Source organism: Sphingomonas vulcanisoli, assembly GCF_011761305.1.
Lineage (GTDB): Bacteria > Pseudomonadota > Alphaproteobacteria > Sphingomonadales > Sphingomonadaceae > Sphingomonas_I > Sphingomonas_I vulcanisoli.
Genome location: NZ_JAAOZC010000001.1, coordinates 274671 through 300109, shown reverse-complemented (window position 1 = coordinate 300109; position 25439 = coordinate 274671). Strand labels below are relative to the sequence as shown.

At 63.3% G+C, this 25439-nt stretch carries 19 protein-coding genes; 12 read left to right on the top strand and 7 right to left on the bottom strand.

Annotation, left to right across the window (positions count from 1 at the left end):
• Window positions 1-12 precede the first annotated feature (12 nt).
• Window positions 13-1137, bottom strand: a complete 1125-nt coding sequence (locus FHS31_RS01450; RefSeq protein ID WP_167071303.1) for an FAD-dependent monooxygenase — start codon at window positions 1135-1137, stop codon at window positions 13-15.
• Window positions 1138-1770: 633 nt separating this feature from the next.
• Complete coding sequence (locus tag FHS31_RS16230) at window positions 1771-5130, bottom strand: PAS domain S-box protein (protein ID WP_208408484.1); 3360 nt, start codon at window positions 5128-5130, stop codon at window positions 1771-1773.
• A gap of 381 nt (window positions 5131-5511) precedes the next feature.
• Between FHS31_RS16230 and FHS31_RS01440 the strand changes: the two genes are divergently transcribed.
• On the top strand, window positions 5512-6348 hold the full coding sequence (locus tag FHS31_RS01440) for an ATP-grasp fold amidoligase family protein (RefSeq protein ID WP_243843197.1): 837 nt from the start codon (window positions 5512-5514) through the stop codon (window positions 6346-6348).
• A gap of 19 nt (window positions 6349-6367) precedes the next feature.
• Here FHS31_RS01440 and FHS31_RS01435 read toward each other — a convergent pair whose 3' ends face one another.
• From FHS31_RS01435 to FHS31_RS01420, 4 genes are all read right to left on the bottom strand, one after another.
• Window positions 6368-6811, bottom strand: a complete 444-nt coding sequence (locus FHS31_RS01435; RefSeq protein WP_208408483.1) for a hypothetical protein — start codon at window positions 6809-6811, stop codon at window positions 6368-6370.
• Window positions 6812-6864: 53 nt separating this feature from the next.
• Window positions 6865-7386 carry a GAF domain-containing protein gene (locus FHS31_RS01430; RefSeq protein WP_167071301.1) on the bottom strand — a complete coding sequence of 174 codons (522 nt, stop codon included), beginning with the start codon at window positions 7384-7386 and terminating at the stop codon, window positions 6865-6867.
• Window positions 7387-7442: 56 nt separating this feature from the next.
• Complete coding sequence (gene sthA, locus FHS31_RS01425; protein ID WP_243843196.1) at window positions 7443-8903, bottom strand: Si-specific NAD(P)(+) transhydrogenase; 1461 nt, start codon at window positions 8901-8903, stop codon at window positions 7443-7445.
• 424 nt (window positions 8904-9327) lie between these two features.
• Window positions 9328-10935 (bottom strand): ATP-binding protein, encoded by a 1608-nt coding sequence (locus FHS31_RS01420; RefSeq protein WP_167071299.1) that lies wholly within the window; start codon window positions 10933-10935, stop codon window positions 9328-9330.
• 307 nt (window positions 10936-11242) lie between these two features.
• Here FHS31_RS01420 and mbfA point away from each other — a divergent pair, with 307 nt between their 5' ends.
• The 11 genes from mbfA (at window position 11243) to FHS31_RS01365 (ending at window position 25181) form a co-directional block, all read left to right on the top strand.
• Window positions 11243-12199: an iron exporter MbfA gene (mbfA, locus tag FHS31_RS01415; protein WP_167071297.1), complete on the top strand. Its 957-nt coding sequence runs from the start codon at window positions 11243-11245 to the stop codon at window positions 12197-12199.
• Between the two features lie 164 nt (window positions 12200-12363).
• Window positions 12364-12636, top strand: a complete 273-nt coding sequence (locus FHS31_RS01410) for an acyl carrier protein (protein WP_243843195.1) — start codon at window positions 12364-12366, stop codon at window positions 12634-12636.
• A complete protein-coding gene (locus FHS31_RS01405) occupies window positions 12633-13853 on the top strand; it encodes a beta-ketoacyl-[acyl-carrier-protein] synthase family protein (RefSeq protein ID WP_167071295.1) in 1221 nt (406 codons plus the stop codon). Before FHS31_RS01410 ends, FHS31_RS01405 begins: the two co-directional genes overlap by 4 nt.
• Window positions 13850-14950, top strand: coding sequence for a type III polyketide synthase (locus FHS31_RS01400; RefSeq protein WP_167071293.1), 1101 nt, complete (start codon window positions 13850-13852; stop codon window positions 14948-14950). The genes FHS31_RS01405 and FHS31_RS01400 overlap by 4 nt, the downstream gene beginning before the upstream one ends.
• Window positions 14947-15654 carry a methyltransferase domain-containing protein gene (locus tag FHS31_RS01395; RefSeq protein ID WP_167071291.1) on the top strand — a complete coding sequence of 236 codons (708 nt, stop codon included), beginning with the start codon at window positions 14947-14949 and terminating at the stop codon, window positions 15652-15654. Before FHS31_RS01400 ends, FHS31_RS01395 begins: the two co-directional genes overlap by 4 nt.
• Complete coding sequence (locus FHS31_RS01390) at window positions 15651-16736, top strand: NAD(P)/FAD-dependent oxidoreductase (RefSeq protein WP_167071289.1); 1086 nt, start codon at window positions 15651-15653, stop codon at window positions 16734-16736. The genes FHS31_RS01395 and FHS31_RS01390 overlap by 4 nt, the downstream gene beginning before the upstream one ends.
• Window positions 16737-16765: 29 nt before the next feature.
• The gene (locus FHS31_RS01385; RefSeq protein WP_167071287.1) at window positions 16766-17656 is read left to right on the top strand and encodes a hypothetical protein; all 891 of its coding nucleotides are present in this window, start codon (window positions 16766-16768) and stop codon (window positions 17654-17656) included.
• 97 nt (window positions 17657-17753) lie between these two features.
• Entirely contained in the window at window positions 17754-21353 is a 3600-nt protein-coding gene (locus FHS31_RS01380; RefSeq protein ID WP_167071285.1) for a caspase family protein, read from the top strand.
• Between the two features lie 8 nt (window positions 21354-21361).
• Window positions 21362-23368: a caspase family protein gene (locus tag FHS31_RS01375; protein WP_167071283.1), complete on the top strand. Its 2007-nt coding sequence runs from the start codon at window positions 21362-21364 to the stop codon at window positions 23366-23368.
• Window positions 23326-24282 carry a serine protease gene (locus FHS31_RS01370; RefSeq protein WP_167071281.1) on the top strand — a complete coding sequence of 319 codons (957 nt, stop codon included), beginning with the start codon at window positions 23326-23328 and terminating at the stop codon, window positions 24280-24282. Before FHS31_RS01375 ends, FHS31_RS01370 begins: the two co-directional genes overlap by 43 nt.
• Window positions 24279-25181 carry a hypothetical protein gene (locus tag FHS31_RS01365; RefSeq protein WP_167071279.1) on the top strand — a complete coding sequence of 301 codons (903 nt, stop codon included), beginning with the start codon at window positions 24279-24281 and terminating at the stop codon, window positions 25179-25181. The genes FHS31_RS01370 and FHS31_RS01365 overlap by 4 nt, the downstream gene beginning before the upstream one ends.
• Before the next feature lie 43 nt (window positions 25182-25224).
• On the opposite strand, the gene FHS31_RS01360 is transcribed toward FHS31_RS01365, so the two are convergent.
• Complete coding sequence (locus FHS31_RS01360; RefSeq protein WP_167071277.1) at window positions 25225-25428, bottom strand: hypothetical protein; 204 nt, start codon at window positions 25426-25428, stop codon at window positions 25225-25227.
• Window positions 25429-25439: the final 11 nt, after the last annotated feature.

Sequence of the window (25439 nt, the reverse complement as noted above, 5' to 3'; positions counted from 1 at the left end):
ATATCCTTCGGCTCAATAGGGCTTTACGAGTTCGGCCATCGCCTGGGCGCGCAAGGCGGCGTTCCCGGCAGGGTCTCCGTCATCCGCCCGGCGCATCATGGCGAGGCTGGTTTCGACGACCATCGCGCAGCGCGCATAGCGCCGCGCCATGAAGGCATCGAGCGCCCCCGCGACGCTGTCGGCCTTTTCCAGCTCCTCCGCCAGCACGACGCCGTCCTCGAGCGCGATGCTGCCACCCGAGGCAAGGTTGGGCGTCGTCGCGTGCGCGGCATCGCCGATGACCGTCACGCGCCCGCGATGCCAGGGCGAAGGCACCAGCACATAATCGAACGGGCGCGCGAAGACCTTCGGCTGGTCTTGCAGACGGTTGCTGATCGCGCGGATCAGCGGTGCGCTATACGGCGCCAGCACCGTATCGAGCAGCGCCACCGCCTCGGCCTGGTCGATCCGGCGATTCTCCATTTGCTTGCCCGCCGCGAGATAGAGCCGGTTGCCTGGCAATCGTACGGTCGCCAGCATGCCGCTGCCGGCGGGCAGGGTGTAAAAACCCGCCGGGCCGTCCGGGCCGTCTTCCAGCACCAGGCGAAAGCTCATCCAGCCGGTATAGATCGGCGCAATGCCGGGATGGATGACACGGCGTACCGCGGAATGCGCGCCGTCCGCGCCGACGACCAGATCGAACCGGTCGCGCGCGCCATCGGTGAACGCGACGTCGACATGCGATCCCTTGTCCTCCAGCGCAGTGAACGAGACGCCCGCGCGGATCGTGACGCCGGCCGCCTCTGCGGCGTCAGTGAGAATGCGGCTGAGATCGGGGCGATAGATGGCAATGTAGGCCGGCAGCCGCGTCGGCGGGATCGGTGACGTCGGCACCGGCACAGGGTTGCCCGCGCCGTCCCACACGGCCGAGAAGATCGACTTCCCGTCCGCCGGCGTCAGGCCCTCGGCCAAGCAGGCGTCGAGCACGCCGAGCGCCTCGACCGCGTCGACTGCACGATTGGTGATCGTGATCGATGTGCCCTCGGCCCGCGGATCAAGCGTCGCAATCGTGACCTGTACCCCGCGCTGCGCGAGCGCGATCGCCGCCGACAGGCCGGCAAGGCCCGCGCCCACAACCAGGACTTTCTGCACGATCATGACGTCCCCTCCGGACAGCACAGGATGATGAACACTGCGCCCGTTATGGTCTTCGCGGTTTCTGACAGGCGTGAGGCATCAGGTCGAGGTCCGAACTTCCCGTTAGGGCGGACCGGCCCTTCAGCTATGACCGGCGTATGCGCCGCGCGCGACGCCGTCGAATTGATGGCTGCGATAGCTGCTATCGCAAACTGCGACTTGTTGTGCGTCGCCGCCGCTTGCAACTGAGCGTGCTGGGCACACGTAGCGGTTGGGTCCATCGATCAATTCGGGCCGGTCCACACCAGCGTCCTCTCTGAGCGGTCACGGGGCCGCAAGCCCGGTCCGCAGATCTCACTCGTGAAAATGGTCGCCTCGCCGCTCCGCCAGGAGGTCGACGCCTTGTCCGTGCGCCTGCACGGCTATGCTGGCCTTCAGCCTTCCACTGCACGCCCGCTAGACGGCAACGAAAGCCCGAGCCGATCGAGAGCCGCGCCGCGCAGGTGGCGGCGCCTGCTTGCCTCAACAGCCGGGCGTGGACGATCTTCGCATCATGCGGCAAAAGGCGCGAACGGCAGGCGGTCTAACCGTTCACATTATCGAGGGTGCGCCCATCTGATTCAGCGCGAGACGGTCCGAGCGATGACCGGCAGATCACAGCCGCCGATCGAGCATATCGCGAACTTTGGCCGCAAGCGCTGTAACCCCGAAGGGCTTGGTGATGACTTCCATGCCATGCTCCAGGAAGCCATTGCCCACCGCTGCATTCTCCGCATAACCGGTGATAAACAGGATTTGCAGGTTTTCCCGGAATACTCTTGCCGCGTCCGCGACCTGCCGCCCGTTCAACCCGCCGGGTAGCCCGACGTCGGTGATCAGGAGATCCACCTTACGCTCCGATCGCAACGCCTCCAGCCCGGAAGGGCCGTCTTTGGCTTCGACGACGGTGTATCCCGCGTCATTCAGAACCTCGACCACCAATGCGCGGACTGATTCCTCATCGTCGATGACGACGATCGTTTCGCCGTGCCCCTCCTCGGGCGATTGGTGGGTTTCGGCGCCGGCTTCGGCCTCGGCGGCACCGGCGAAACGCGGAAGATAAAGGCACATCGTCGTGCCCTGCCCCAATTCCGAATAGATCCGCACCTGACCACCGGACTGGCGGACAAAGCCGTGGATCATCGAAAGGCCGAGCCCAGTTCCTTGGCCAAGCGGCTTGGTGGTGAAGAAGGGATCAAACGCCTGCTCAATCACGTCGGACGACATCCCCGTGCCGGTATCGGTGACACAGAGCGAGATATACTGACCCGGCGGGAGTTCTCTGGCTTTGCCGGCGCGGTCGTCCAGCCATTTGTTGGCCGTCTCGATCGTGATCCGGCCCATGCCCGACATGGCATCGCGGGCATTGATCACCAGATTCAACAAGGCATTCTCAAGCTGCGATGGATCGACCATGGTCGTCCACAGCCCACCGGCGCCGACCACTTCCACCTCTATCGCCGGCCCAACCGTGCGGCGGATGAGATCCTCCATTCCGCTGATCAAAGCATTGACATCGATGGCCTTGGGATCGAGCGTCTGGCGGCGTGAAAAAGCGAGCAGGCGCTGCGTCAGCGATGCGGCACGTCGTGTTCCGTCCTGGGCGTTGCTAACGTAGCGATCGAGGCTGGTCGTTTCGCCGCGGCTCAGGCGAAGCTCCAGCAATTCCAGGTTACCGCTGATCCCGGCGAGCAGATTGTTGAAGTCGTGCGCTATTCCGCCCGTGAGTTGGCCGACGGCCTCCATCTTCTGAGATTGGCGCAGCGCTTCCTGCGCCTCGATAAGTTCACGCTCCCGTGCCTTATCGCTGCGAAGGTCCCGGCCGATGGCAATGAAGAAATCAGCGCCCGGTTCGGGAGAAACGGTCCAGCCGATCGGTGTCCATTGACCGTCAGCCGCAAGGATCTTGTTCTCGAAGCGCGTCGGCTGCCCAGTCCTCCCCATTTCCGCCAGAGCAGCTGTGACGTCCGGCACGTTATCGGGATGGATTATCGCTGCATACGGCTCCGTAAGAAGTTTTTTCTCCGACCAGCCCAGCACGCGCGTCCATGCCGGATTGACCGCGATCAGGTTGCCCGCATAGTCCGCCCGAGCCAGCAAATCCTCGGTCAGCGTCCAGAGGCGATCGCGCTCTTCCTGCGCGGCAACATCTTCGGTGATGTCACGGCCCGAGCAATAGACCATCCCTTCCTCAGGGACGCCGACCCAACTGATCCAGCGATAATTCCCGTCTTTACATCGAAATCGGTTTGGAAAGCGGATCGCGGCCTGCCCCTGTTGGGTTAGCAGGAAGCCTCCGCGCGTACGTTCGACGTCATCTGGATGAAGGAAATCAAAGATGGAGTGGCTGGCGACCTCGGCCTCGCTCCAACCGAGCACCGTTTGCCAGGCTGGATTCGAGGTCTCGAAATAGCCTTCGGAGTTAAGTGCCCCCAACAAATCCGGGCTCAGTTGCCAGGTGAGACCGCGCGCCTGGGTCCGTTCGATGATCTTGCGCTCAAGTTCAGCGTTCAGTTCTTGGAGAGCGGCTTCGCTGACGACTTGATCGGTAACGTCATGACCCTCGGCGAATATGCCGGAAATGCTGCCGTCGGCCTCGACGATCGGCTGGTAGACAAGGTTAAGATACCGTTTTTCGAGCGGACTGCCGGGCGCGCGCTGAAGATTGGCTTCCATCTTTCGGCCAATGAAGGGCCGTCCACTGTGAAAAACTTCATCGAGCAACTCGATGAAGCCTTGTCCCAGAATTTCAGGGAGCGCGACCGCCACCGGCAAGCCGATCAGGTCGCGATGACCGACCAGCTGGTAATAGGCCTCATTCATGAACTCGAAGACATGGTCCGGGCCCTGCAGCACGCACATGAAGCCCGGCGCGCGCTGAAACAGATTTCGAAGACGGTCACGCTCCAGCGTTCGCGTTTCGACTTCGACAGCGAGCTGGGCATTGACCTGGCGCAGCGTCTGTTCGGCCTGCTCGCGGAGCGACGCCACTTCAGCCAACGCCGCCGCGCGGCGACGCGCTGCGTCACGCGCCTGGGAACTGGCAAGGCCGGATGCGATCTGCGCTCCAAGCAATTTCAAATAGCTGAAATATTCCGCGTTCGCCGGACGATGAGGATTAAGACCGATCACGATGGCGCCATGAGCGTCCTCGCCGCCCTGCCCTCGTAGCGAGACGACGGTGGCTTGATGAGGCGATCGGCTCCAGGCACCACTCGGCCATCCGGGATCGAGATTGATGAGAGCGCCGTCATCGTGAAGCGGCCACCGCTTGTTTTGCTTGGCGATCAGCCGCTCGACACGATCCGACGGCGCGCCTGCGAACCCCGAACGATCGATAAGGTGCGCATCGCCATCGTAGAACATGTAGGTCAGGCTGAACGGGATATCCTTGGTATTGCTCATCAGCGCATTCTGGGCCGCACCGAGAACCTCTTGCGGGGACTCTGCGCTCGTCAGTTCTGCTCCCAGAATACGCAGCGATTCCAATCGGCGCCGATCGATGACCCGGTTGGTTTCCTCGACGACCGCACAAAGGAGCCCACCTACCTTGCCGTCATCATCGAAAATCGGGCTGTAGGAAAAGGTGTGATAGGTCTCTTCCGAATAGCCATTGCGCTCGAGCAACAGGAGCATCGCTTCGCTCCACGTAGCCTCCCCTGTACGATACACCTGCTCGATCAGCGGGCCGACGTCGGGCCAGATTTCCGCCCACAACTCTCTGGTCGGTTTGGCGAGTGACGCCGGATGTTTGCTGCCGAGCGTCGGGCGGTAGGCGTCATTGTAGAGAAATGCGACATCGTCACCCCAGCCAACCCACATATCGAACCGGCTGGTCAGCAGGATGCGTACCGCCGTCTTGAGGGCTTCCGGCCACCGATCGACGGGCCCGAGTGACGACCGCTCCCAATCGTTGTTGCGCATGAGCGCGGCCATCTCGCCAGATCCTGGAAAGACATCGGCGAGTTTGGTCACGCAATCCCCCGGCCTACTAGGTACGAAACTGGTATCCGATCCTGCCGGTTCCAAGCTCGTTCGTTATGACCGGCGGCAATCACCTTAGGTCACCGCAAGGTTCGGCGCTTGGCCGCCGGGCGGTCGAACGCAGTGGCATGATGCGATCAACCGGTTCCGCTGGAAGCATCGCGGAGATATGAGCGGCGCCCAAATGCTGATTGCCCCAGGCGGGCTGGGCTTCATCTTCTGCGTTACTCCTGAACATTTCAGCGTGCTGGCAGGTTGATACCATCTCATCAACCCACCGTCGCAGGGAGCCAAGTTGATGGCCGATTGCGGGATCGGTCGTAGAACAATCAGGCTTGGGGCTGCTTAAGTGTCGACGATTGCAAAAGCCCGATGATGTTTGAAAGCGAGACTGCAGCGCGCGTGCGTATAGGCCTGACCTATTTGTGGCGTCATGGGCGCGTGCCAAAGCTTACCGTTCCGACGTTGTTGACCGAGTTGATCCAGGTAAGAAAATTGTTCGACCGGGATCCAAGAATGCCGTTGTTAGCCGACAAGGTGACCGCAAAGGCTTTTGCGGCGAGCCAGTTGGGACGGGAGTGGGTCGTACCTCTGCTCTGGTCAGGGATCGAGCTGCCGCTGCAAGCCCCTGTGGACGGGCCGATTGTCGTCAAATCGCGCCATGGTTGCAATCAGAACGTCTTCGTCCGGAGCGGTGCAGCCGACTGGCGCAGGGCGCGATCTTCGTCGGCCAAATGGATGCGCGGCCATTACGGATGGTGGCTTGATGAGTGGGCTTACGCCCACATCCCCCGCGGGCTGCTGATCGAGCCGATGATCGGTAGGGATGGCGAGCTGCCGCTCGACTACAAGGTTTTCGTATTCGGCGGACAAGCGACGCACGTCCAAGTTCACCTGGATCGCGAACGGCGCCACCGCTGGGTACTGTATGATCGAGACTGGCATGCTTTGGGCAGTGACAAGTCGACGGTCGCACGTCCGACCGCCCTGCAAGCGATGCTGGACGCAGCCGAAACCCTGGCCGCCGACTTCGACTTTGTGAGGGTGGATTTCTATCAGCCCGATGAACAGCCGCTGTTCGGCGAGATGAGCTTCTACCCTGGATCCGGTTTATGCCCCATCGATCCGCCCGCGCTGAACGAAGGTATGGGACGCCTGTGGCTGGCCGCGCAGGCAAAAGGCTGCATCGCACGACAATTGCGCGCCTAGCGGCAGGTGCCTTGTTCCGTCAGACCAACTTGCCTCGCCCGATCATCCAGCGCGAATACCAACAGAAGAGTAGCAGAAACACGGTAATGACAGCGCTGGTAATCGCCATCTGCGGTCCCATAATCGCGCCATCGTGGGTAAGCAGATATGTGTAGTCCAGGCTGATCAGAAACGCGGCTAGCGACAGAACGAACACGGGATAAGACGCGCGCCGACGCAGCAGCAACAGGATCGATGCCGCGAAAGCCGCGAACACACCTACCGCCCACGTGATAATCATCCACGCTGGCAAGTCCTGATAATGCGCGATTTGCTCGGCGGTCATGCCGGCCCGCGCCTGATAGGCGGCGCCTTGTGCCATGCTCATCACAAAATCGAACACGCCTATTGCGTTGAACAGGACCGCCACAATACCGACGAGCCAAAGGTGCCAAGGGGCCTTAGCGGACAGGTTCGCCATCATCGTCTCCAGAGCCGATCTTCGTCCGCGCAACCATGCCGAGGACCGGGCGCCTTTCAACGCCTGTCCGCAGGCACCGCTTTCCCTTCCAACCGATCCTTGACGATCAGTCGCGCGGCCTCGGTCGCCAAGCCTTCCAGGCCGGATCGCTGCACCTCGGAAAGCCCTTTCGGTCTCGGCGCGAACGATAGCACGCAGAGCGTGCCGAGCGCCTGACCCTCCACCACAATCGGCGATCCGGCATAAAAGCGTGCGTGCGGCTCGCTGGCCACGAGGGGATTGCTGCTGGTCCTCTCGTCTTCGCTGAGGTCCGTGATCACCAAAGTGCCGCCGTGCGCCAGGGCATGCGTGCAGATCGCCAGCTCTATAGGTGTCTCACGAATCTCCGTTCCGATCGCCGCCTTGAACCACTGGCGGTCCCGATCGAGCAGCGTGATCAGCGCAACGGGCGTCTCGCAAAGCGCGGAGGCTTTCTCGACCAAAGTGTCGAATGCGTCCTCGGCGGCGCTGTCCAATATGCCGAAGGAGCGCAGCGTCTGCAGCCGCGCCTCTTCATCGATGATCCAGCCGTTTGCCATAGGCCACCCCTAGCGGGCCAAAGCCGCCTCTGGCCAGGTCAAAACGACGGATTTGGTCAGTTCGACACTTTCAGCGGGACCGCCGCTTGCAGCTTGTTCCAGGCATCCAGGCCGGCGATCTTATAGGCTTCCGCCAGCGTCGGGTAGTTGAACGTGTTCTGGAGGAAGTAATCGATCGTGCCTTTGAGGTTGAGCACCGCATGGCCGATATGGATGAGCTCGGTCGCACCTTCGCCAATGATGTGGACGCCCAGCAGGCGGCGCGACTTGATGGAGAAGAGCATCTTCATCATCCCGTTCTCCAGCCCCATGATGTGGCCGCGCGAGGTTTCGCGAAACCGGGCGATACCGGTTTCATAGGCGATACCGCGGCGCTGCACCTCCTCCTCGCTCATCCCCACCACCGATATCTCCGGCACCGAATAGATACCGTACGGAAAGAATTCCGGCGGCGACGGCGGCTGGTGGCCGAAAGCATGCAATGTCGCCAAACGGCCCTGCTCCATCGAGGTGGAGGCAAGGCTGGGAAAGCCGATCAGATCGCCGGTGGCGTAGATGTGGGGCTGCGTGGTCTGCATCGTTTGGCCATCGACCGAGAGCCGGCCGCGATGATCGGCGGTAAGCCCGGCATTCTCGAGGTCCAGCCCCTGCACGGCGCCGACCCGGCCCGCCGCGAACAACAGCATGTCGCTGACCACGCTGCGACCATTCTCCAGCCGACACCGCGCGCGACCGTTCGCAACGGCGATTTCCTTGACCGCTGATCCGAGCTGCAAACCGACATTGCGATCGCGCAGCTCGTGAACAAACTCTTCCATCAGCTCCTTGTCGATGAAATCGAGGAAGGTCTCGCGCGGCTCGATCAGCGTGACCGCGACGTCCAGCGCCGAAAAGATCGTGGCATATTCCACCCCGATCACACCCGCGCCGATCACGGTCAGGCTCCTCGGCAGCCGCTCGATATCGAGGATTTCGTCGCCGTCGAGCACGATCGATCCATCGAACGGCACATAATCGGGACGAAACGGCTTGGTGCCGCAGGCGAGCAACACGCGGTCCGCCTTCACCCGTCGGCAATCGCCATCATCGGCAACGATCTCGATCGTATGGGGATCAACGAAGCGCGCCATGCCATGCGCCCATTGGACGCCGTTGCGATGGAATTGGTGCTCCAGCACCTCCACTTCGTAGCTCAGCGTCTTGTGCAGCCGGCCCATCAGGTCCGCGGCCGAGATATCCTGCTTCACACGATAGCTGCGTCCATAGAAGCCCCGCTCGCGCCAGCCCGAGAGATTGAGCACCGTCTCGCGCATCGTTTTGGACGGAATCGTGCCGGTGTGAACCGAAACGCCGCCGACGCGCCGCCCCTTCTCCACCACCAATACCGATTTCCCGAGCTTCGCCGCCTGTACGGCCCCGCGTCGGCCTGACGGCCCACTGCCGATTACGACCAGATCGTAATGCGGTCGCATGGCAGGCTTCGCGGGCACCGGCACACCGATGGGGGTCATTAGCATAGCGCGCGACCCTGGCGGAATATGGTTACGGAAAGGTAAGTGGAGTGACAGAGCCCCCGATTCAAAATAGGGTCGTCGACCCATATTGCGGTAAGTAAGTTGAAAGACCGGATCACATCGCTACAAGCAATTCGCGGAGCGGATCTGATCAGTATCCTTCTGCTGTGAGTTGTTTGAGCGCTAACTTACGATAATTTAGGGGGAACAAGCGTGAAGATTGCTCTGCAGATCCTGGGTGTAGCGGCCTTGCTCTCCGGACTCTTATGGATTGGTCAAGGCGTGGGTCTGATAAAGTGGCCAGCGTCCAGCTTCATGATTGACCAGCGTCCTTGGGCTGTGCGCGGCGCGCTACTCGCGGTGATCGGCTTGGTCTTCCTGTTCCTTTCGCGGCGACGCTGATAGCTGGGGGATAGCGCCTCCCAGCCTATCGCTGTATGAATCCAGACTTAGCCGCTGCCAGCAACACTTCGGCCGAGAACGGTTTTCTCATCACCTCGACGTCGCCCAGTATCTCATCCAGCGCGCGGCTGTCCGCGTAGCCGGTCATGACGAAGACCCGTACCTGGGAATCGATTTCCTTTGTGCGGCGGGCGACCTGAGCCCCGCTCAGGCCGGGCATCGCATAATCGACAAACACTAGGTCGACCAATCCATCCGTAAACCGGGTCAGGAACGCCGCTCCTTCCTCGAAAGCCTCACATGTCGCTCCGTGGCTCGATAGGCAGTCCACCACGAACTGACGTACGTCAGGATCGTCGTCGACCACCGCGATGCGCAGCCCGAGCAAGCCATCAGGCGCTATGTCGGTCAGCGTTGGCGGCGACGCGGGCCTCGCCTCTTCCGCCTCGGCGCACGGCAAAAGCAGCGCGACCGTGGTCCCCTCGCCAACGGTCGACCGGATCGTAAGCGTGCCACCCGACTGCTTGGCGACGCCGAAGGCCATGCTCAATCCAAGCCCCGTGCCGGAACCAATGCCCTTGGTTGTGAAGAACGGATCAAGCGCGCGCGCGAGAATCTCGGGGGGCATTCCAACCCCGGTGTCAGTGACCGCGAGTTCCACATAGGAACCAGGAGACAGATCCGCGTGGCCCACGTCGATGGCCACCTGTTGGGTCGATATCGCCAACGCGCCCCCCTGCGGCATCGCGTCACGCGCATTGATCGCCAGGTTCAGAACAGCGAGTTCGATTTGCGTCGGATCGCCGAGGACATGGCAGAGATCCTGCTCGAGTTGCAGATCATAGCGCAGTGACGAGCCAACGCTCGACCGGATCAGCTCCTGCATGCCCTGAAGCAAGGCGTTCAGTTCGAGAGGCCGCAGTTCCAGTCGCTGCGTGCGTGAGAAGGCAAGCAGCTGCCCGGTCAGCTTCGTCCCGCGAACAACGCCCTTGCTGGCATTGTCGGCCCAGCGAGCGATCTTCTCCGGATTGCCCGGCTGAGACCGGATGAGATCCAGATTGCCTCCTACAGCCTGAAGGAGATTGTTGAAATCGTGGGCGATGCCGCCGGTCAGCTGCCCGATCGCATCCATCTTTTGCGCCTGCAGCAAGGCGGCCTCGGCCCGCTCGCGATGCGCGATCTCGGCCTGGACCTGCTGGAGGGCACGGTCACGATCCGCGACGGTGGCCCGCAATTCTTCGTTGGCGTACTGCAATTGAAGCGGCGAAGGGATGGCGAGCGCCTGCGGGACCAGCCGCCATAGCAGGAAAGCCGTCGGAACGGAGGCGGCGGCGGTAATCGCCTTAACCAGCGCCTCCACACCGTAATCGCCGTGCCAGAGATTCCAGATCCCCATCAGGTGGGTCGTTCCACAGGCGAGGATGAACAGCGCGAACAGCCAGATGATCCATCCGAACGCGATGTCCGGACGCCTCCGGACGAAGCGGACCAGCGCAAGCGGAATCGAGAAATAGGCCGCCGCGATCAGAGCGTCCGAAATCACGTGGGTCCAGATCAGGCCCGGCTGCCACAAAAGGCAGTAGCCGTGCGGCTCGTATCCGCCCGAGATGAACTGCTGGAACCCCTGTAACACTATCGCCTCCCGTCGGCCGATTGACCGTGATCACTTTGATTGCCGAGGATCCTATCTTAGTGGGACATGCGCTACCTTAACTTGGGCCGGTACATCATTGAAAACTGATCACGGCACTCAGAAACCGACCCCAGAAGCAGCAAAGAATGGAATCCCTCTCGCCGCCGACGATCTAGGAGGGTATCGCGATTACCGCCATTACCACAGAGCAGAGCCACCAAGTTGACGCCGGTGAGAAAGTAGGCAGCGCCCGCACCGACAGGCATGCCCCGAAGACCAGTGCGCAACCCAAATAGCCGAGGATACCATGCGGGCGTTTGACGAGCTGACCGAGCGCGAAATGCTCGCACTGGCGATCAGCAATGAGGAGGAGGATAGTCGCATCTACGGTGACTTCGCCGAATATCTTCGGACGGATTACCCGGACTCGGCAAAAGTCTTCGATGAGATGGCGGCGGAAGAGGACACCCACCGCCGCGCCCTTCTGGATCTCTATCAGGGTCGGTTCGGAAAGCATCTTCCCTACATCACCCGGCGGGAAGTCCGCGGCGCACCCTGCCCGCCTTCGCCGAAGCAGGTGATCCGGCGGGGGGTCGACGCGATCCGCGCCGCGGCCAGCACCATGGAGCATAATGCGAGCCGCTTCTATCGTCAGGCGGCGGCCCGCACGACCGATCCCGCCGTGCGCAAGTTGCTCGGCGATCTCGCCGCCGTCGAGATGGAGCATATCGCCACCGCGAATGAGGTCGAAGGAAAGCGGTTGCCGCCTGGTAAGCGAGCCGCCGAAGACGATCATGCGCAGCGCCGCTTCGTGCTTCAGATCGTGCAACCCGGGCTTGTCGGACTGATGGACGGGTCCGTTTCGACCCTGGCGCCCGTGTTCGCCGCCGCTTTTGCGACGCACCAGCCGTTCAACGCCTTCCTCGTCGGCATGGCGGCATCCATCGGCGCCGGCATCTCGATGGGCTTTGCTGAGGCGCTGGCGGACGATGGCAAGCTCTCCGGGCGTGGTGCGCCCCTGCTACGCGGGATCGTCTGCGGGGCGATGACCACGGCGGGGGGCATCGGGCACACGCTGCCGTTCCTCATCCCCAACTTTCAGCTGGCCCTGATCGTCGCCGGCATCGTCGTTGCCATCGAACTCGGCGCGATTGCCTGGATCCAATATCGCTACATGGATACGCCGCCAATCGCGGCGGCCGCCAAGGTCATGCTGGGCGGCATGCTCGTGCTGGCGGCCGGCATCCTGATCGGTGGCGCTTAGCCGAGTTCGCACCGATGCATGGCGACCCGCCGCATGCACAGCAGCGGTGCACCGCGCTATGTCTATGTCGGTAAGCGACGTAGCCATTTCAAAATCGCGCATTCGGCACCAGATGGTGCCAAGGTCTGATATCGATCGTTCTGATCCGTTAATCCCGCAGGCAAATGGAAACAAAAACACGTGTCGACCCCATGACTGTCCCGCCCACCACCGCCGAAATCATCGCCATCATTGCGGAGGAAGCGCGAATTGACCCGGAAAGATTGAATCCCTCCGCCACCTTGGCTTCGCTCGACATTGCTTCGCTGGATGTGGTCAGCGTGCTGTTCGCCGTTGAGGACAAATATGGCGTGGAAATCGCTGTCGAGGATGTGACCGTATGCGAGACGCTGGGGCAGTTCGTTGACCTGATCATGGCAAAGGTCGGTGCCGCTTGACCATCCGGGTCGCCGTCACCGGGATGGGGTGCGTGAGCGGCCTCGGCCAGGGCCTGGCGGCGAACTGGTCACGCACCATCGAAGGCCACGGCGCGATCACCGCTTTCGCCTTGCCGCGCGATGGCGAGCCTCGTCTTTCGGGCCCAGCTGCGCCGATCAGAGAACTGGACCAATCCGGGCTGGCGGTGCATTTCGATCGCCGCGCCGTTGGCCAGATCGATCCGCTGACGCGATTCGCTCTCGTGGCGGCGACCGAGGCCATCGAAGATGCCGGGCTGATCGGCGATCCCGTCCTGAACCGGCGCACCGCCATTCTGATCGGCTGCGGCAGCGGCGGAAACGAGACCTTCGACGGCGCGTACCGGCGGCTTTACGAGCGTGGGCAGACTAAGGTGCACCCGCAGACGATCCCGACCGCGATGATATCGGCGCCGGCGAGCCAATTGGCGATGCTGTTCGGCATCCACGGCCCTGCCCTAACCATCGCCAGCGCCTGCGCCTCTTCCGCCCACGCGCTCGGCGAAGCCATGCACATGATCCGTGCCGGCCGCGCCGATGTGGTGATCGCCGGCGGCACCGAGGCGTGCCTGACCTTGGGCTCGTGGGTCGCATGGTCATCCCTCGGCGCCTTGGCGACCGACACCTGCCGGCCCTTCTCGATCGACCGGCAGGGGATGGTACTCGGCGAGGGTGCGGCGATCCTGGTGCTCGAAGCGTGGGATCATGCGGTCGCGCGCGGAGCCACAATCCACGGCGAATTGATCGGGTACGGCGCGACCAGCGATGCCGCGCATATCACCATGCCCGATCAGACTGGCATAGAGGCGGCCATTCGCGCGGCGCACGCCGATGCCGGGCTCCCACTCGACGTGCCGGTGCTGATCTCCAGCCATGGCACCGGCACCCGCCTTAATGACGCGACCGAGGCTGCGGCGATTCGCGCGGTCTATGGCGATGCGCTGTCCGAAAGTCTGGTGATCGCCACCAAATCCGCGCACGGTCACCTGATCGGCGGATCGGGCGCGCTGGAGTTTCTGCTCGGCCTGAAAGCGCTTCAGGCTGGGCGCGCGCCGGCTATCCTCAACCATGTCGGGGATGATCCCGCCTGCGATATTCCGCTGGCCCTCGCGCGCTCGGATATCGCTTATGATCATCTTGTCTCGAACAGCTTCGCCTTCGGCGGCCTCAACGCCGTGTTGATCGGCCGCCGGGCATGACGGCGGTCGCGCATATCAACCGCATCGCTACGGCCGTTCCGCCGCACGAGGTGCATGAGGCGTTTGTGCGTTTCGTTGCGGGCACCATAACCGATGACAAGCGCCGCCAGGTTTTCCTGCGCATGGTCGCCCGTGCCGGCATCGATCGCCGCTTTTCCTTTCTCGAGCCGGTGCTGCTCCCCGATGGCCAGGTTACGGACAGCGAGGGCTTCTACGGGCTCGGCGAGTGGCCTAGCACCGCCGCGCGGATGGCGCGCTACGCACGCTGGGCGCCGCAGCTCGCCGCCGAGGCGATCGGTGCGTTGCGGATGGATGAGGCCGAGATCAAAGGCATAACCCACCTTGTCGTCGCCTCCTGCACCGGCTTCGTGGCGCCCGGGCTCGATCAGATCATCGTCACGGATATTGGCCTCAATCCCGGCGTCGAGCGAACGCTGGTAGGGTTCATGGGCTGTTACGCGGCCGTCAACGCGCTTCGTCTCGCGCACCATATCGTCCGCTCAACCCCCCTCGCCCGTGTGCTTGTCGTCAATATCGAGCTTTGTTCGCTGCACTTTCAGCGCACGCCCGATCTCGAACGCATGCTGTCGATGCTGCTGTTCGGAGACGGCTGTGCAGCCGCGATCGTCACCGCCGAGCCGCATGGCATCGCACTTCAAGATTTCCGCGCCGCGACGATCGCCGACACCGCGGGATCGATCACGTGGCAGATCGGCGACCAGGGCTTCGATATGCATCTGGGCGGCGAGGTGCCGGGCCACATCGGCCGTGCGCTGGCCGCCGAGATCTTCGACGGCGCGGTCGAAGGACTGCTGCGTGGTCGCAAGCCGGCGGACTATGGCTTGTGGGCAGTTCATGCCGGGGGAAGATCGATCCTGGATGCGGTCGAACAGGGCTTCGGGCTCGCCCCGCAAGCGCTCGATTGGTCGCGCGAGATATTGCGAAACTTCGGCAACATGTCTTCGGCGACGTTGATGTTCGTCTTGGCCGCCATGATCGAAAAGGCCGATGTGGTAGAGAGAGCGGGTTTCGCAATTGCGTTCGGGCCAGGGCTGGCTGCAGAGAGCTTTCGCTTCACGCGGCTTGCCAAGCGATGACCTCGCTCGCCGCACGCTCGACGGAACCCGAACAGATGGACGGCGATGATCTCTCAGCCGAGACATTCGCGGCCGTGCTTGCCGATCTGGCGCGGGTGAACGGCGTGACGCGCGCGCGACCGCCTACGCTCCGGTTCGTGCAACGCGCGTTGCGGAATGTGCCGATCGATACCCCGATCACGATCCTCGACGTCGGCTTCGGCGACGGCGACATGCTCCGTGCGCTGGCACGCAGCCTCAAACACCGTCCATCGGTGCATCTAATGGGCTACGACATCAACCCCCGAAGTGCCCCCGCCGCACGCGCCCGCACACCGGCGGACATGCCGATCGACTATATCACCGGCGATGCCTTCTCCCTGGACCCAGCGCAGCCGATCGATCTGATCATTAGCTCGCTGGTTACCCATCATATGACCGACGCCGAGATTGTCGCGTTCCTCCGCTGGATGGACGGTCGCGCCCTGCGCGGATGGTTCATCAACGATCTTCACCGCCACCCGATCGCTTATCATGGCTTTCGCGCGCTGGCGGCTTTGGCTCGCTGGCACCCGATCGTGCGGCATGACGGCGCTCTATCCGTCGCTCGAAGTTTCACGCAGGCCGATTGGACGCGCCTGATCGCCTCGGCCGGGCTTCCCAGCCAGGCGGTGAGACTGCGCTGGCGCCTTCCTTTTCGCTGGTGCCTTGAGCGGCTGAAATGACGGATGATGTCGTCATTGTCGGCGGCGGTCTTGCCGGGGGAGCTGCCGCCACCTTGCTGGCGCGGGCCGGGCGTCATGTCCGCTTGCTGGAGCGGGACAGCCAACCGGCGCACAAGATCTGTGGCGAATTTCTTTCCGAGGGCCCGCAACAGACCCTCGCGAGGCTGGGCGTTGATCTGGATTACCTCGGCGCGTCCGCGATCACCACGCTGCGCCTCGTCAACGGGCGCCACACCATCGAAGCGCCGCTGCCTTTCATCGCGCGCGGGATCACGCGCAAGCGGTTGGACGCGGCATTGCTCGATAGGGCGGCGGCGGCGGGCGCCACCATCGAACGCGGTACGGCGGCGCGGGAAATACGCTCGACCTGTGTTGAGACGGCCGCCGGAAGTCTGCGCCCGGCGGTGCTGATGCTCGCCAGCGGAAAGCATGAGGTTCGGGGCGCGGCGCGCGATACCGGCGGCTGCGAGATTGGCTATGTGGGCTTCAAGACGTATTGGCAGCTTTCGCCGTCCGCCGGCGCAGAGCTTGAGGGCCTGATCGTCGTTATCCTCTTCGAGGGCGGCTATGCGGGGCTCCAGTTGGTCGAAGACCGCAAGGCCAATCTCTGCTTACTGATCGGCAAGCGCCAGCTGGCGAGCGTTGGCGGGACTTGGGAGCAGTTGCTCGCACGCCTTCTGCTCGAACCGCACCTTGAGGCGCTGCTGGGTGACGCCGTCCCGCTATCGCCGAAGCCCCTTGCGATCGCCGGCGTACCCTACGGCTTTCTCCACGCAGGAGATGCACTCGACGGCTTCTTCAGGCTTGGCGATCAAGGAACGGTCATCCCATCCTTTTGCGGTGAGGGCATGGCGATTGCGCTGCGCAGCGCGGTCATGGGAGCGGCGATGGTTTCCGCAGGCGGAACGTCACGGGATCATGCCACCGCCGTCCGCAAAGAATTCGGCAACCGGGTCCGGCTCGCTATGCTGCTTCAGCGCGCCGGGAAGCAGGATTGGTCGCGTAACGCGGTCTGGGCCATGCTCAGCCTCTACCCTGCCATGGCGGGTCACCTCGCCAAGTTGACCCGCGTGCCGCAGTGAGTCTCGGGCGCCTCGGATGCGAAGCCATCGTGGCGCTTTCGCTGGCGGCATCTGTGCCGGCCGCCGCGCCACACCGGGCCGCTCCGCATATCTCGATGCGGCACATCCGGCTATTTCAATTCGATGATGCAAGTTCCCAGATCGACGATCTCGAAGGCACATTGGTCGCGGCCAAGCCAGGAAAGATCATCGATCTCAACGATGTGAATTCCTATGGCATCCAAATCACCAAGTGCCGCGTCGTCGTGCCAGCCGCGACCATGGCAGCGCTGATAAACCGCCACGTCGTGCCGGCGTCCGGCGCGGGCATAACGGATGCGCGCATTTCGTTCGCCGGCAACACAATCCTGATCAAGGGCAAGCTCCACAAGATCGGATTGCCGCTTGGTTTCACTGCCGTATCCGTGCCGGAGGTTACGCCCCGGGGCGATTTGCGGCTGCGCATAATCCGCATGAAAGCGGCGGGTGTCTTTTCCAAAGGATTTCTCGACAGGATTGGCCTCGGCACGGCCGCCCTGATCAAATCCCACGATCCAAACGTGCTGCGGATCGACGGCGATTCCCTGATCATCCCCGTGTCCGGAATGTTTCCTGCCCCGCAGCTCTACGGCAAGCTCACCGCGGTTCACGTTGCCGATAACGGGATTGTCGTGACGATGGGCCGCAACGACGCTTCAGCATATTCCGATAAAGCCAGTCGGCCTTACATTACGGTAATGGGAGGTGCGATCCGCTTTGCGCATATCATCATGCCGGATGCGAACCTGAAAATCGTTCCCGTTGCCCGCGAGGCGGAATTCCGATTTTCGCCGGCACATTACTATGCGCAGATGACCGGCGGCTACAGCCGGGCCACTGAAGACTATGGCTTGATCGGCTATTTCGCCGACTATCACGGGCCGCGCTCCGCAAGACATTGACCGCATTCGCGGGCTTAAACGGAAGCCTCGGTGGCAATTGATACGGCGTCTTGCCCTGCGGTTTGCAGGACAGCATGTTGCGCTAATGATACGCCCTTTGGCCGCGGCACTCTTTCTTTTTCTTGTCGTGTGCAACGCACGTGTCTTCGCGGCCGATCTTCAGCCGAAATTGGTCCTGCAAACAGGACATGACGGATCGGTAACAGCCGCAGCGTGGAGCCCGGACGGGAGGCTGCTTCTTACGGGCGGCACCGATCTGGCGATCCTGGTCTGGGATGCAGTCTCCGGGCACCTGCTCTCCCGCGATATCATGCCTCTCGATCGATCGCGCGTACCGCACAGCCTGGACAGTGAGCAGTCGTTCAACATCGCGCGGATCATCGTTTCGCCGGACGGCAAGCGCTTCGCCAGCACGATCGACTTCGATTTCGGCATGCAGCACGAAACCGTCATTTGGGACATCGCCACGCGCCGAGTTTTGCGCGACGTGCCCGCCTCGGCGCTGTTCTGGTCCACGGACAGCCGCAAGCTCCTGCTGCTGGGATCGGCGTCGCGGAGGGAGGACGATTCCTATCCGCCGGTGCCGCTCTCCTGGCTGCCCATCGAAAATGACGCCGCCGAACCGCCGCTGCTGACGCTGGATCATCCCTCGCTGGCGGCACGCTCGCCGGATGGCCGTTGGACGATATTGGGTTGCAATGCCTTCGATATTTGCCCGCTGCACGTCATCGATAGTGAGGGGCATTCTGCGCCCGGAGCTATCCCGGACATAAGACGGATCGTTGCGATCAGCTGGACCACGGACGACACCGCCTGGCTGCTCGACAACAAGCGGGTGGTTCATGTCTACAAGCCGGGACAGGCCGAGCGGATATTCTCCCTGCCGCCGCTCTTGCCGACAGATGTCGCGGGGCAATCCTTCTCGGTGAGCCCGGACGGCGCGCGCGTCACCTTCGATGAAATCAAGCCCTACGACCCCCAACATCCTCAGGCGGAGCGATCGGCACTCCGGCTCGGGGATAGTGCCACCGGCGCGGCGCTAGGCCTGGCGGAGACATCTTTCCCGGAGCGCGGGACCGAATTTCCCTTGTCCAATCCAGGCGGTGGCCCAGGGATTAGCGCGCTTGCAGTCCCCAGCCCCGATGGAAGGCGTATCGCGCGCACCACGGACAGTGGCATTGAGATCGCTGCAGCCGATGGCAAGACGCCGGCCATGGCGCTTGCACCCACGGTGCCGATCAAGCTTCTCGACGCCGCCGTGTCCGCCGATGGGCAATTGGTGGCGATGCTGGAAGAGCAGTTCGGCAAAGGCGAATCCCCCGATCATTCCGCACCGAGCGCCACACGCATCGAGGTCTGGGATGCAGAACAGGGCCGTTTCCTGCCTGGGATAGACTTCGACAATGATTGCGGTTGCGCCAGTATCCGTTGGATCGGCGAGGATCGGCTGGCGGTGACGACCCGTGGCGAGGCCGCGATCCTCGATGTGCGCAGCGGCACGATTATCGAGACGATGCCCGTCGGCGACATCCGCCCTATCGGCCAGAACCGCTATTTCGCGCGCGAAGGCAAATATGGCAAAAGCTTTACGCTTTATGACGCCGGCAAGAAGCAGGCGGTCAGCCATTTCGGCGAGCAGGGTGCTGCCGCCAGCGGGATGGAAGGTTACGCGCTCTCGCCCGACGGCGGCACCATCGCGCAGCTCGGCGTCGGTTACGGTGACGGCGGTGCGCGTTGGCGGAAATTGCTGCTGTGGGACACGGCGACCGGCGATCTGAAGGCGACGCTCGGCGACAAGGCAGGCCTCGGCTATGCCATCACCTTCAGCGCGGATGGACGGCAACTGCTGGCCGCGCAGGGCAACCTGGTCATCGCCTGGGATATGGAGACCTTCCAGCAGCTCCGCACGCTGTCGACACATCCGAATACGGTCGATCATCTCGCCGCTTCGCCGCAGGGTCTGGTCGCCGATGCCGCGCGATCGGAATCCGGGATCGCGCTCCACAAGCTTGACGGTACGGCATTGCCCAGCCTCGACATGCCATCGATCGAGGTCGCCGCGGTTGGCTTCGTCGAAAAGAAGCCGATCCTTTGGGCGGCGGGCAGCAACGGTGTTGTCCGTTTCTGGTCATCGAAAAACCAGCGCGAACTCTTCACGCTCTATACTTTCGCGGATCGGCGCTTCATCGCCGCGGCGCCGGACGGGCGTTACGAGACCAACCTGCCGGCCGAAACTTCGGCGATCGGTTGGGTCATGCCCGATGCGCCCTTCACCCTGCTCGCGCCCCAAACCTTCATGCGCGATTATTTCGAGCCGCGCCTTGCCACGCGGCTGATCGATTGCGCGCTGCCGACGGGCGATTGTCCCAGCTTCAAGCCGCTACCGCCCCTCGAGACGCTCAACCGCCTGCGGCCGCGCGTGAGCATCGATGAGGTCGCCCTGACCGACCACGGCGCGGCGCGTGTCCGGATGACCGTCACCGAACAGTCCGATCCCGCAGCGGCCAATCACCGCACCCATTCCGGCGCCTACGATTTACGCCTGTTCCGCGATGGGCATCTCGTCGGCGAATGGCCGGCCCCGTCACAATCGCGCGATCTCGTCGCCTGGCGGGCGCATAGCGTGCTGGTCAAGGCGGGCGGCGCGCGCAGTTTCCTGCAGACGGCCGAGGTGCCCGTCCCGACCGGAACGCAAAAGGTCGAATTCTCCGCTTATGCGTTCAACGACGATCGCGTGACGGGCGACCGCGTGCGCACGAGCGTGGCGCTGCCACCTTTGAAACCTCACCCCCGGCGCGCCTTCGTCATCGCGATCGGAATCGATGCCTACCGCGAAAAGGACTGGCGGCTGCAGTTTGCGGCCGGCGATGCCAAGGCGCTGACCGCTTCACTCGGCACGATCAGCGATTATACGATCGTCCCCGTCACCCTGCTTGCCGACGCGCTCCACGACCAGGCAACCAAAGCCGATATTCAGGCGGTGATCGGCCTGCTTGCGGGCGATGAAAAGGGGCGCTCCCGGCTAAAGGCCAAGGGCATCGACGTGAGCGGGATCGGTAAGGCCACGCCGGACGACGCTGTCATCCTCACCTTCTCGGGGCATGGCGATACCGATGCCGATCGCAACTTTTTCCTGGTGCCGGCAGACGGACGCCGCGCCGAAGACGGTGCTCCCGATCCCGCCTCGCTCATCTCCAGCGCCGAACTGACCGATTGGCTGCGCGGGGTGAACGCCGGCGAAATGGCGTTCGTAGTCGATGCCTGCCATTCGGCGGCCAGCGTCGACAATGGCGACTTCAAACCCGCGCCGATCGGCGATCCCGGCCTCGGTCAGCTCGCATTCGACAAAGGCATCCGCATCCTGGCCGCCAGCCAGGGCGACGGCGTTGCCATGGAGAGCGCGACGCTGCGGCATGGCCTGCTCACCTATGCGCTGGTCGAAGACGGCCTCGCCAAGGGTCTCGCCGATCTGGATGGCGACGGTCGCATCAGGCTCGACGAACTGCTGCATTACGCGGAGCTTCGGTTGCCCGAACTTTCGCGCCCCAAGCCTGACAAGCCGGCGATGCTGGCGGCGCGCACGATCATTTTTGATGGTGAGAACGCACCGCGCCATAACGTCCAGAAGCCGCAGCTGTTCGACTTCACCGATAGCACCAGCCCTGTCACGGTACGCGCCGCGGCCAAGCCGAAATGAGCCGGATATTGGCACTCTTGCTGCTCGTGCTGGCACCGACCTTCGCCAAAGCGCGGACCGTACGGATGCTGTTCGTGGGCATCGACCACTACCAATATTCCGGCCTCGAAACCGCCGAGTTCAAGGATCTGCAAGGCCCCGTGAGCGACGTCGCGCTGATCAAGACGACGCTGCACAAGGCCGTCGGGCTCGATGTCGAGGGCCGGGTGGAACCGGCGGACCCGCGCTGCCCCGGCCCCAGCCGGACGGCGATCACGCTCGTCGATGCGCAGGCGACGCGCACCGCGATCCTCGGCGCGCTTACCGGCCAGATTTGCCGCGCGCGTAGCGGCGATATCGTGCTTTTCTATTATGCCGGGCACGGATCGACCTATCTGGATCAGAGCGGCACCAAGGCCGGCGGACGATCCGACACGATTCTGGCCTACGACTCGCGCAAGCTGGGCGGCGACCCCGATATCCTCGACACCGAATTGCGGGCGATCATCGCGGCGGCGTCCAAGAAGGGCGTGAGCGTCGTCACGATCTTCGATTCCTGCCATTCCGGCACCGCCACGCGCGCACTCGCGCAGGGGAATTCGCGCGCGGTGCCGCCCGGCCCTCCTGCCGCGATCGATCCGGCGGTGCGCGCCTCGCTCGGCAATGCACTGGCGCAAATGGACGCCAATGACGTGGTCGTCGCCGACGGACGCGCCTATCGCGTCCACCTGGCCGCCGCCAAGGATAGCGAGACTGCGCACGAATATCTTTATGGCAAGACTTGGCACGGTGCCTTTACGCTGGCGCTCGCGGCGCAGATCGCGCGGCGTCCGGCGGCGACCTACGGCGATCTCGCCCGCGCCACGCAGCTCGCGCTCGATGATCGCGCCAATGCGAAGCAGCACCCGCAAGCGGAAGGCGCGCTGCTCGCCACATTCCTCGGCAGCGATCCGGGAACGACACGCATCTACGCCGGTACGCGGATCTCCGCGCGGCAGACCAGAATCGATGGCGGGCTGTTGTCGGGTGTCAGCGTCGGTTCGGTCTTCGCGATTTATGCGGATACCACCAGCGCCGTAGCCGCAGGCACACCGCTTGGCCGAGGCGCCGTTACCTCGATCGACGCCGAGACCGCCTTGCTCGATGTCACCGGCGATCTCGCCAAACGCCTGCCCGCCGTGGTGGCGCTGCGCGAACTGCAGCACCGGTACGGCGCCGATGGGCTGGGCGTACTCCTCCGCCTCGATGATCCCAGGGCGGCTCGCATCGCCACGAAGGCGCTTGAGGGCTCCGGCGGCCTGATGAAGCCGGCGAGCGACCATGCTGATCTGATCGTCGCCAGCACGAACGGCCAGGTGGCGCTGTGCGACAGCGACGGGCGCTTTCTCGAGGCGCTGGGCAGCTCGGCCGATCCGTTGTTCGCCGATCGCATGGCGACCGCGGCGCAGATTATTGCACGCTTCCAATCGATGCTGGCGCTGCGCAATGATGAGGGGCCGAAGCGCGTAAGCCTTGCCGTTACGCGCAACTGCGATGATCGCGCCGACATCGCTTGTGCGGACCTGCCGACCGACGACGGCGAGCCGCAGTTCCACACCGGCGAGCGCTTCCGCGTCACCGCCACGAACGAGACCGCGCAGGACCAATATGTCTACCTCTTCGATCTCGAACCCGACCGTTATTCAGTCACCCCGTTCCAGCCCGGCGGCGCGAATGATCTGCTGCCCGCAAAGAAGGACGTATCCTTCGCCGGCACCGCCGGTCTCCCAGGCCGCGCGCACCTCCTGCTGATTGCGACACCCCGGCCGATCGACATGAGCATGCTCGCGCAGGAGGGGCTCTCGCGCGATCTCAATCCGCTTGCAAAGCTGCTGCAGGCGGCGGAAAATGGCACCCGCGCCGTCGATACTCCCCAGGTCGGCGATTGGGGCGCTACCCTCGTCACGTTGCGTGTTGTCGATTCCAGCCGCCCCTTGCCGGAGCCGCCGTCGCCATGCGCCACCTACGCCTCCTCTGCTGCGCCGCACTCTCGCTAAGCGCGGCCCGCGCCGATCCGCCAGCGCCATCGCAACAGGCGGAAGACGGCAATGGCCGGATCGTCGGCGGCCATACTGCGGAGCCGGGGACGGTGCCGTGGCAGGTCGAGATGTTCAACGTCTATGACAAGTGGACTCCCGAGCAGCTCGCCGGGCATCCGCTCTGGTCCAGACAACATCAATGCGGTGGCGCGCTGATCGCGCCGGACATCGTCGTGACCGGAGCGCACTGCATCGAGGACGAAAGCCCGGAGGACATGAAAGGCTTCCGCATCCTTACCAGCACCCAGACTCTCCAAGGGCGCAGTGTCAGCGGCGGCGTCGGTCGAGTGTTTCTGATCAAGGATTATGTGCGGCATCCCGATTACAAAGGCCAGAAAGACCATTGGCGTAACGATATCGCGCTTCTTCAGATCGTTCCCGATCCAGAGGCGCGGCAGGCTGCCAACCCGGGCCCGATGAAACGGATCGAAATCCTCCCCGAAAATTCACCCAAACCGCTCAAGGTTGGGGATCAGGTTGCGGCGACGGGCTGGGGCAGCATCGCGGCGCGTCCGGAAGGCAAGGCTCAATCCAGCCAGTTCGTCTTCATTCCCGATCTGCAGATTGCTGAGACACTGCATATCGTCGCGCCGTTGGCCTGTTTAACCGATGCCAAGGGGATGGGGGTCGATATTTGCGCGGTGGGCGATGTCGTCAACGGAACCCAGACCGCCACGTGCCAAGGCGATAGCGGCGGCCCGCTGGTGCGCCAGCGCGATTATGGCCCCAAACCCAAGGAGTTTCAGCTGATCGGGCTGGTGAGCTGGGCGAAGGGCTGCGGTCTGCCCGGACATCCCACCTATTTCACGTACGTCCCCGCCTTCCAGGGATGGATCAACGAGCAGATCGCCAAGTTTCGGGCGAAGTCATGAAACGCTGCGCGATCCTGAGCTTCAGCTTGCTGCTCGCCGGGTGCGCCGTCACGCCTCAGGTAAACTATCATCTACTCAGCGATCGGCCGCGCAGCGACAAATGGATCCCCTATCAGCTGACCGACACGAGCATCGCGATCGGCATCGCCAGCGACAAGACACCGGTCGATCTTGCTCCCACGACGATCCAATGCAAGCTCGGCGGGAGATGCCGCGATGAAAATGGCTCGGTCCGCGTCGGTGCGCTGGGAAGCCCGATTCCGTTCAGCGGCGCGATTTTCGCGATCGAGCCAATCTCGCGTCATTTCGTCGAAACCAGCATAACGCCGTCCTATTTCGACAACTCGCTGCGGCTCAAGTCCCTCGACGTAGAGGTCAGGGATCATCGCCTGGAGGCGATCAACACGATCGGCGCGATCGCCGTGGGCGCCGCCAAACTCGCGGCTGGCGAGACGCAGGGCACCAGCACCGATGCCCTGGCGCTCAATCTGCCGATCGTGATCGATCTGAAAGACGTCAAGGCCCCGCCTGCGCCGCCCACCGTGCCGAACAATCCCGATTGGACTTATTCGGCGGAATTCCTCGACGATCCCGCGGCCAGTGGTTTCCTGCCGCGCAGCGCGCGCACCAGCGTGCACGGCGCGATCCTCACCTCAGCCTGCCGGACGCTCCGGATCGATCTGGTTTCCGGCGCCTTCAAGGTTACGGTGCGAACAACCGTTGCCGATCCCGACTGGCTGGTCGCGGTGCCGCTTCCCAACAAGGGAACGGTCAATTTCCATCCGCTCTGCGCCGCCGACGTTCAGCCCGGCGCGCATACGGTGACCACCAGCGACGCCCTGGCCGAGGCGACGTTCAAGCAGATCGACGCGCTCCGCGCCGCGGTAAAGAAGCAATAAGGGGCGGAATCATCACCCCAGGACAATAATCCGGCGCGAACCTTTAGGGATGGGTCGGATCGTTCTTCTGGGAATCGCCGCCATCGCTCATATTATCGACATTGCCCGCAAGGTCGTTTGTATCGGACAAATTGTCACCCGTCAGCGTGGTCTCGTTGACCGACACGTTGGTGTTCTCGGTCTTGCTGCAGCCGCCTAAGGCGAGCGTTGCTCCGAGAGCAGCGGCGATGATGATGCGCATTTTCATGATGTCGTGCC

Excerpts from the sequence above, each read along its gene's own strand:
- FHS31_RS01450 (WP_167071303.1), bottom strand. The coding sequence starts at position 1,137 with ATGATCGTGCAGAAAGTCCTGGTTGTGGGCGCGGGCCTTGCCGGCCTG.
- FHS31_RS01440 (WP_243843197.1), top strand. The coding sequence starts at position 5,512 with ATGATGTTTGAAAGCGAGACTGCAGCGCGCGTGCGTATAGGCCTGACC.
- FHS31_RS01435 (WP_208408483.1), bottom strand. The coding sequence starts at position 6,811 with ATGATGGCGAACCTGTCCGCTAAGGCCCCTTGGCACCTTTGGCTCGTC.
- FHS31_RS01430 (WP_167071301.1), bottom strand. The coding sequence starts at position 7,386 with ATGGCAAACGGCTGGATCATCGATGAAGAGGCGCGGCTGCAGACGCTG.
- sthA (WP_243843196.1), bottom strand. The coding sequence starts at position 8,903 with ATGCTAATGACCCCCATCGGTGTGCCGGTGCCCGCGAAGCCTGCCATG.
- mbfA (WP_167071297.1), top strand. The coding sequence starts at position 11,243 with ATGCGGGCGTTTGACGAGCTGACCGAGCGCGAAATGCTCGCACTGGCG.
- FHS31_RS01410 (WP_243843195.1), top strand. The coding sequence starts at position 12,364 with ATGGAAACAAAAACACGTGTCGACCCCATGACTGTCCCGCCCACCACC.
- FHS31_RS01400 (WP_167071293.1), top strand. The coding sequence starts at position 13,850 with ATGACGGCGGTCGCGCATATCAACCGCATCGCTACGGCCGTTCCGCCG.
- FHS31_RS01395 (WP_167071291.1), top strand. The coding sequence starts at position 14,947 with ATGACCTCGCTCGCCGCACGCTCGACGGAACCCGAACAGATGGACGGC.
- FHS31_RS01390 (WP_167071289.1), top strand. The coding sequence starts at position 15,651 with ATGACGGATGATGTCGTCATTGTCGGCGGCGGTCTTGCCGGGGGAGCT.
- FHS31_RS01370 (WP_167071281.1), top strand. The coding sequence starts at position 23,326 with ATGCGCCACCTACGCCTCCTCTGCTGCGCCGCACTCTCGCTAAGCGCG.
- FHS31_RS01365 (WP_167071279.1), top strand. The coding sequence starts at position 24,279 with ATGAAACGCTGCGCGATCCTGAGCTTCAGCTTGCTGCTCGCCGGGTGC.
- FHS31_RS01360 (WP_167071277.1), bottom strand. The coding sequence starts at position 25,428 with ATGAAAATGCGCATCATCATCGCCGCTGCTCTCGGAGCAACGCTCGCC.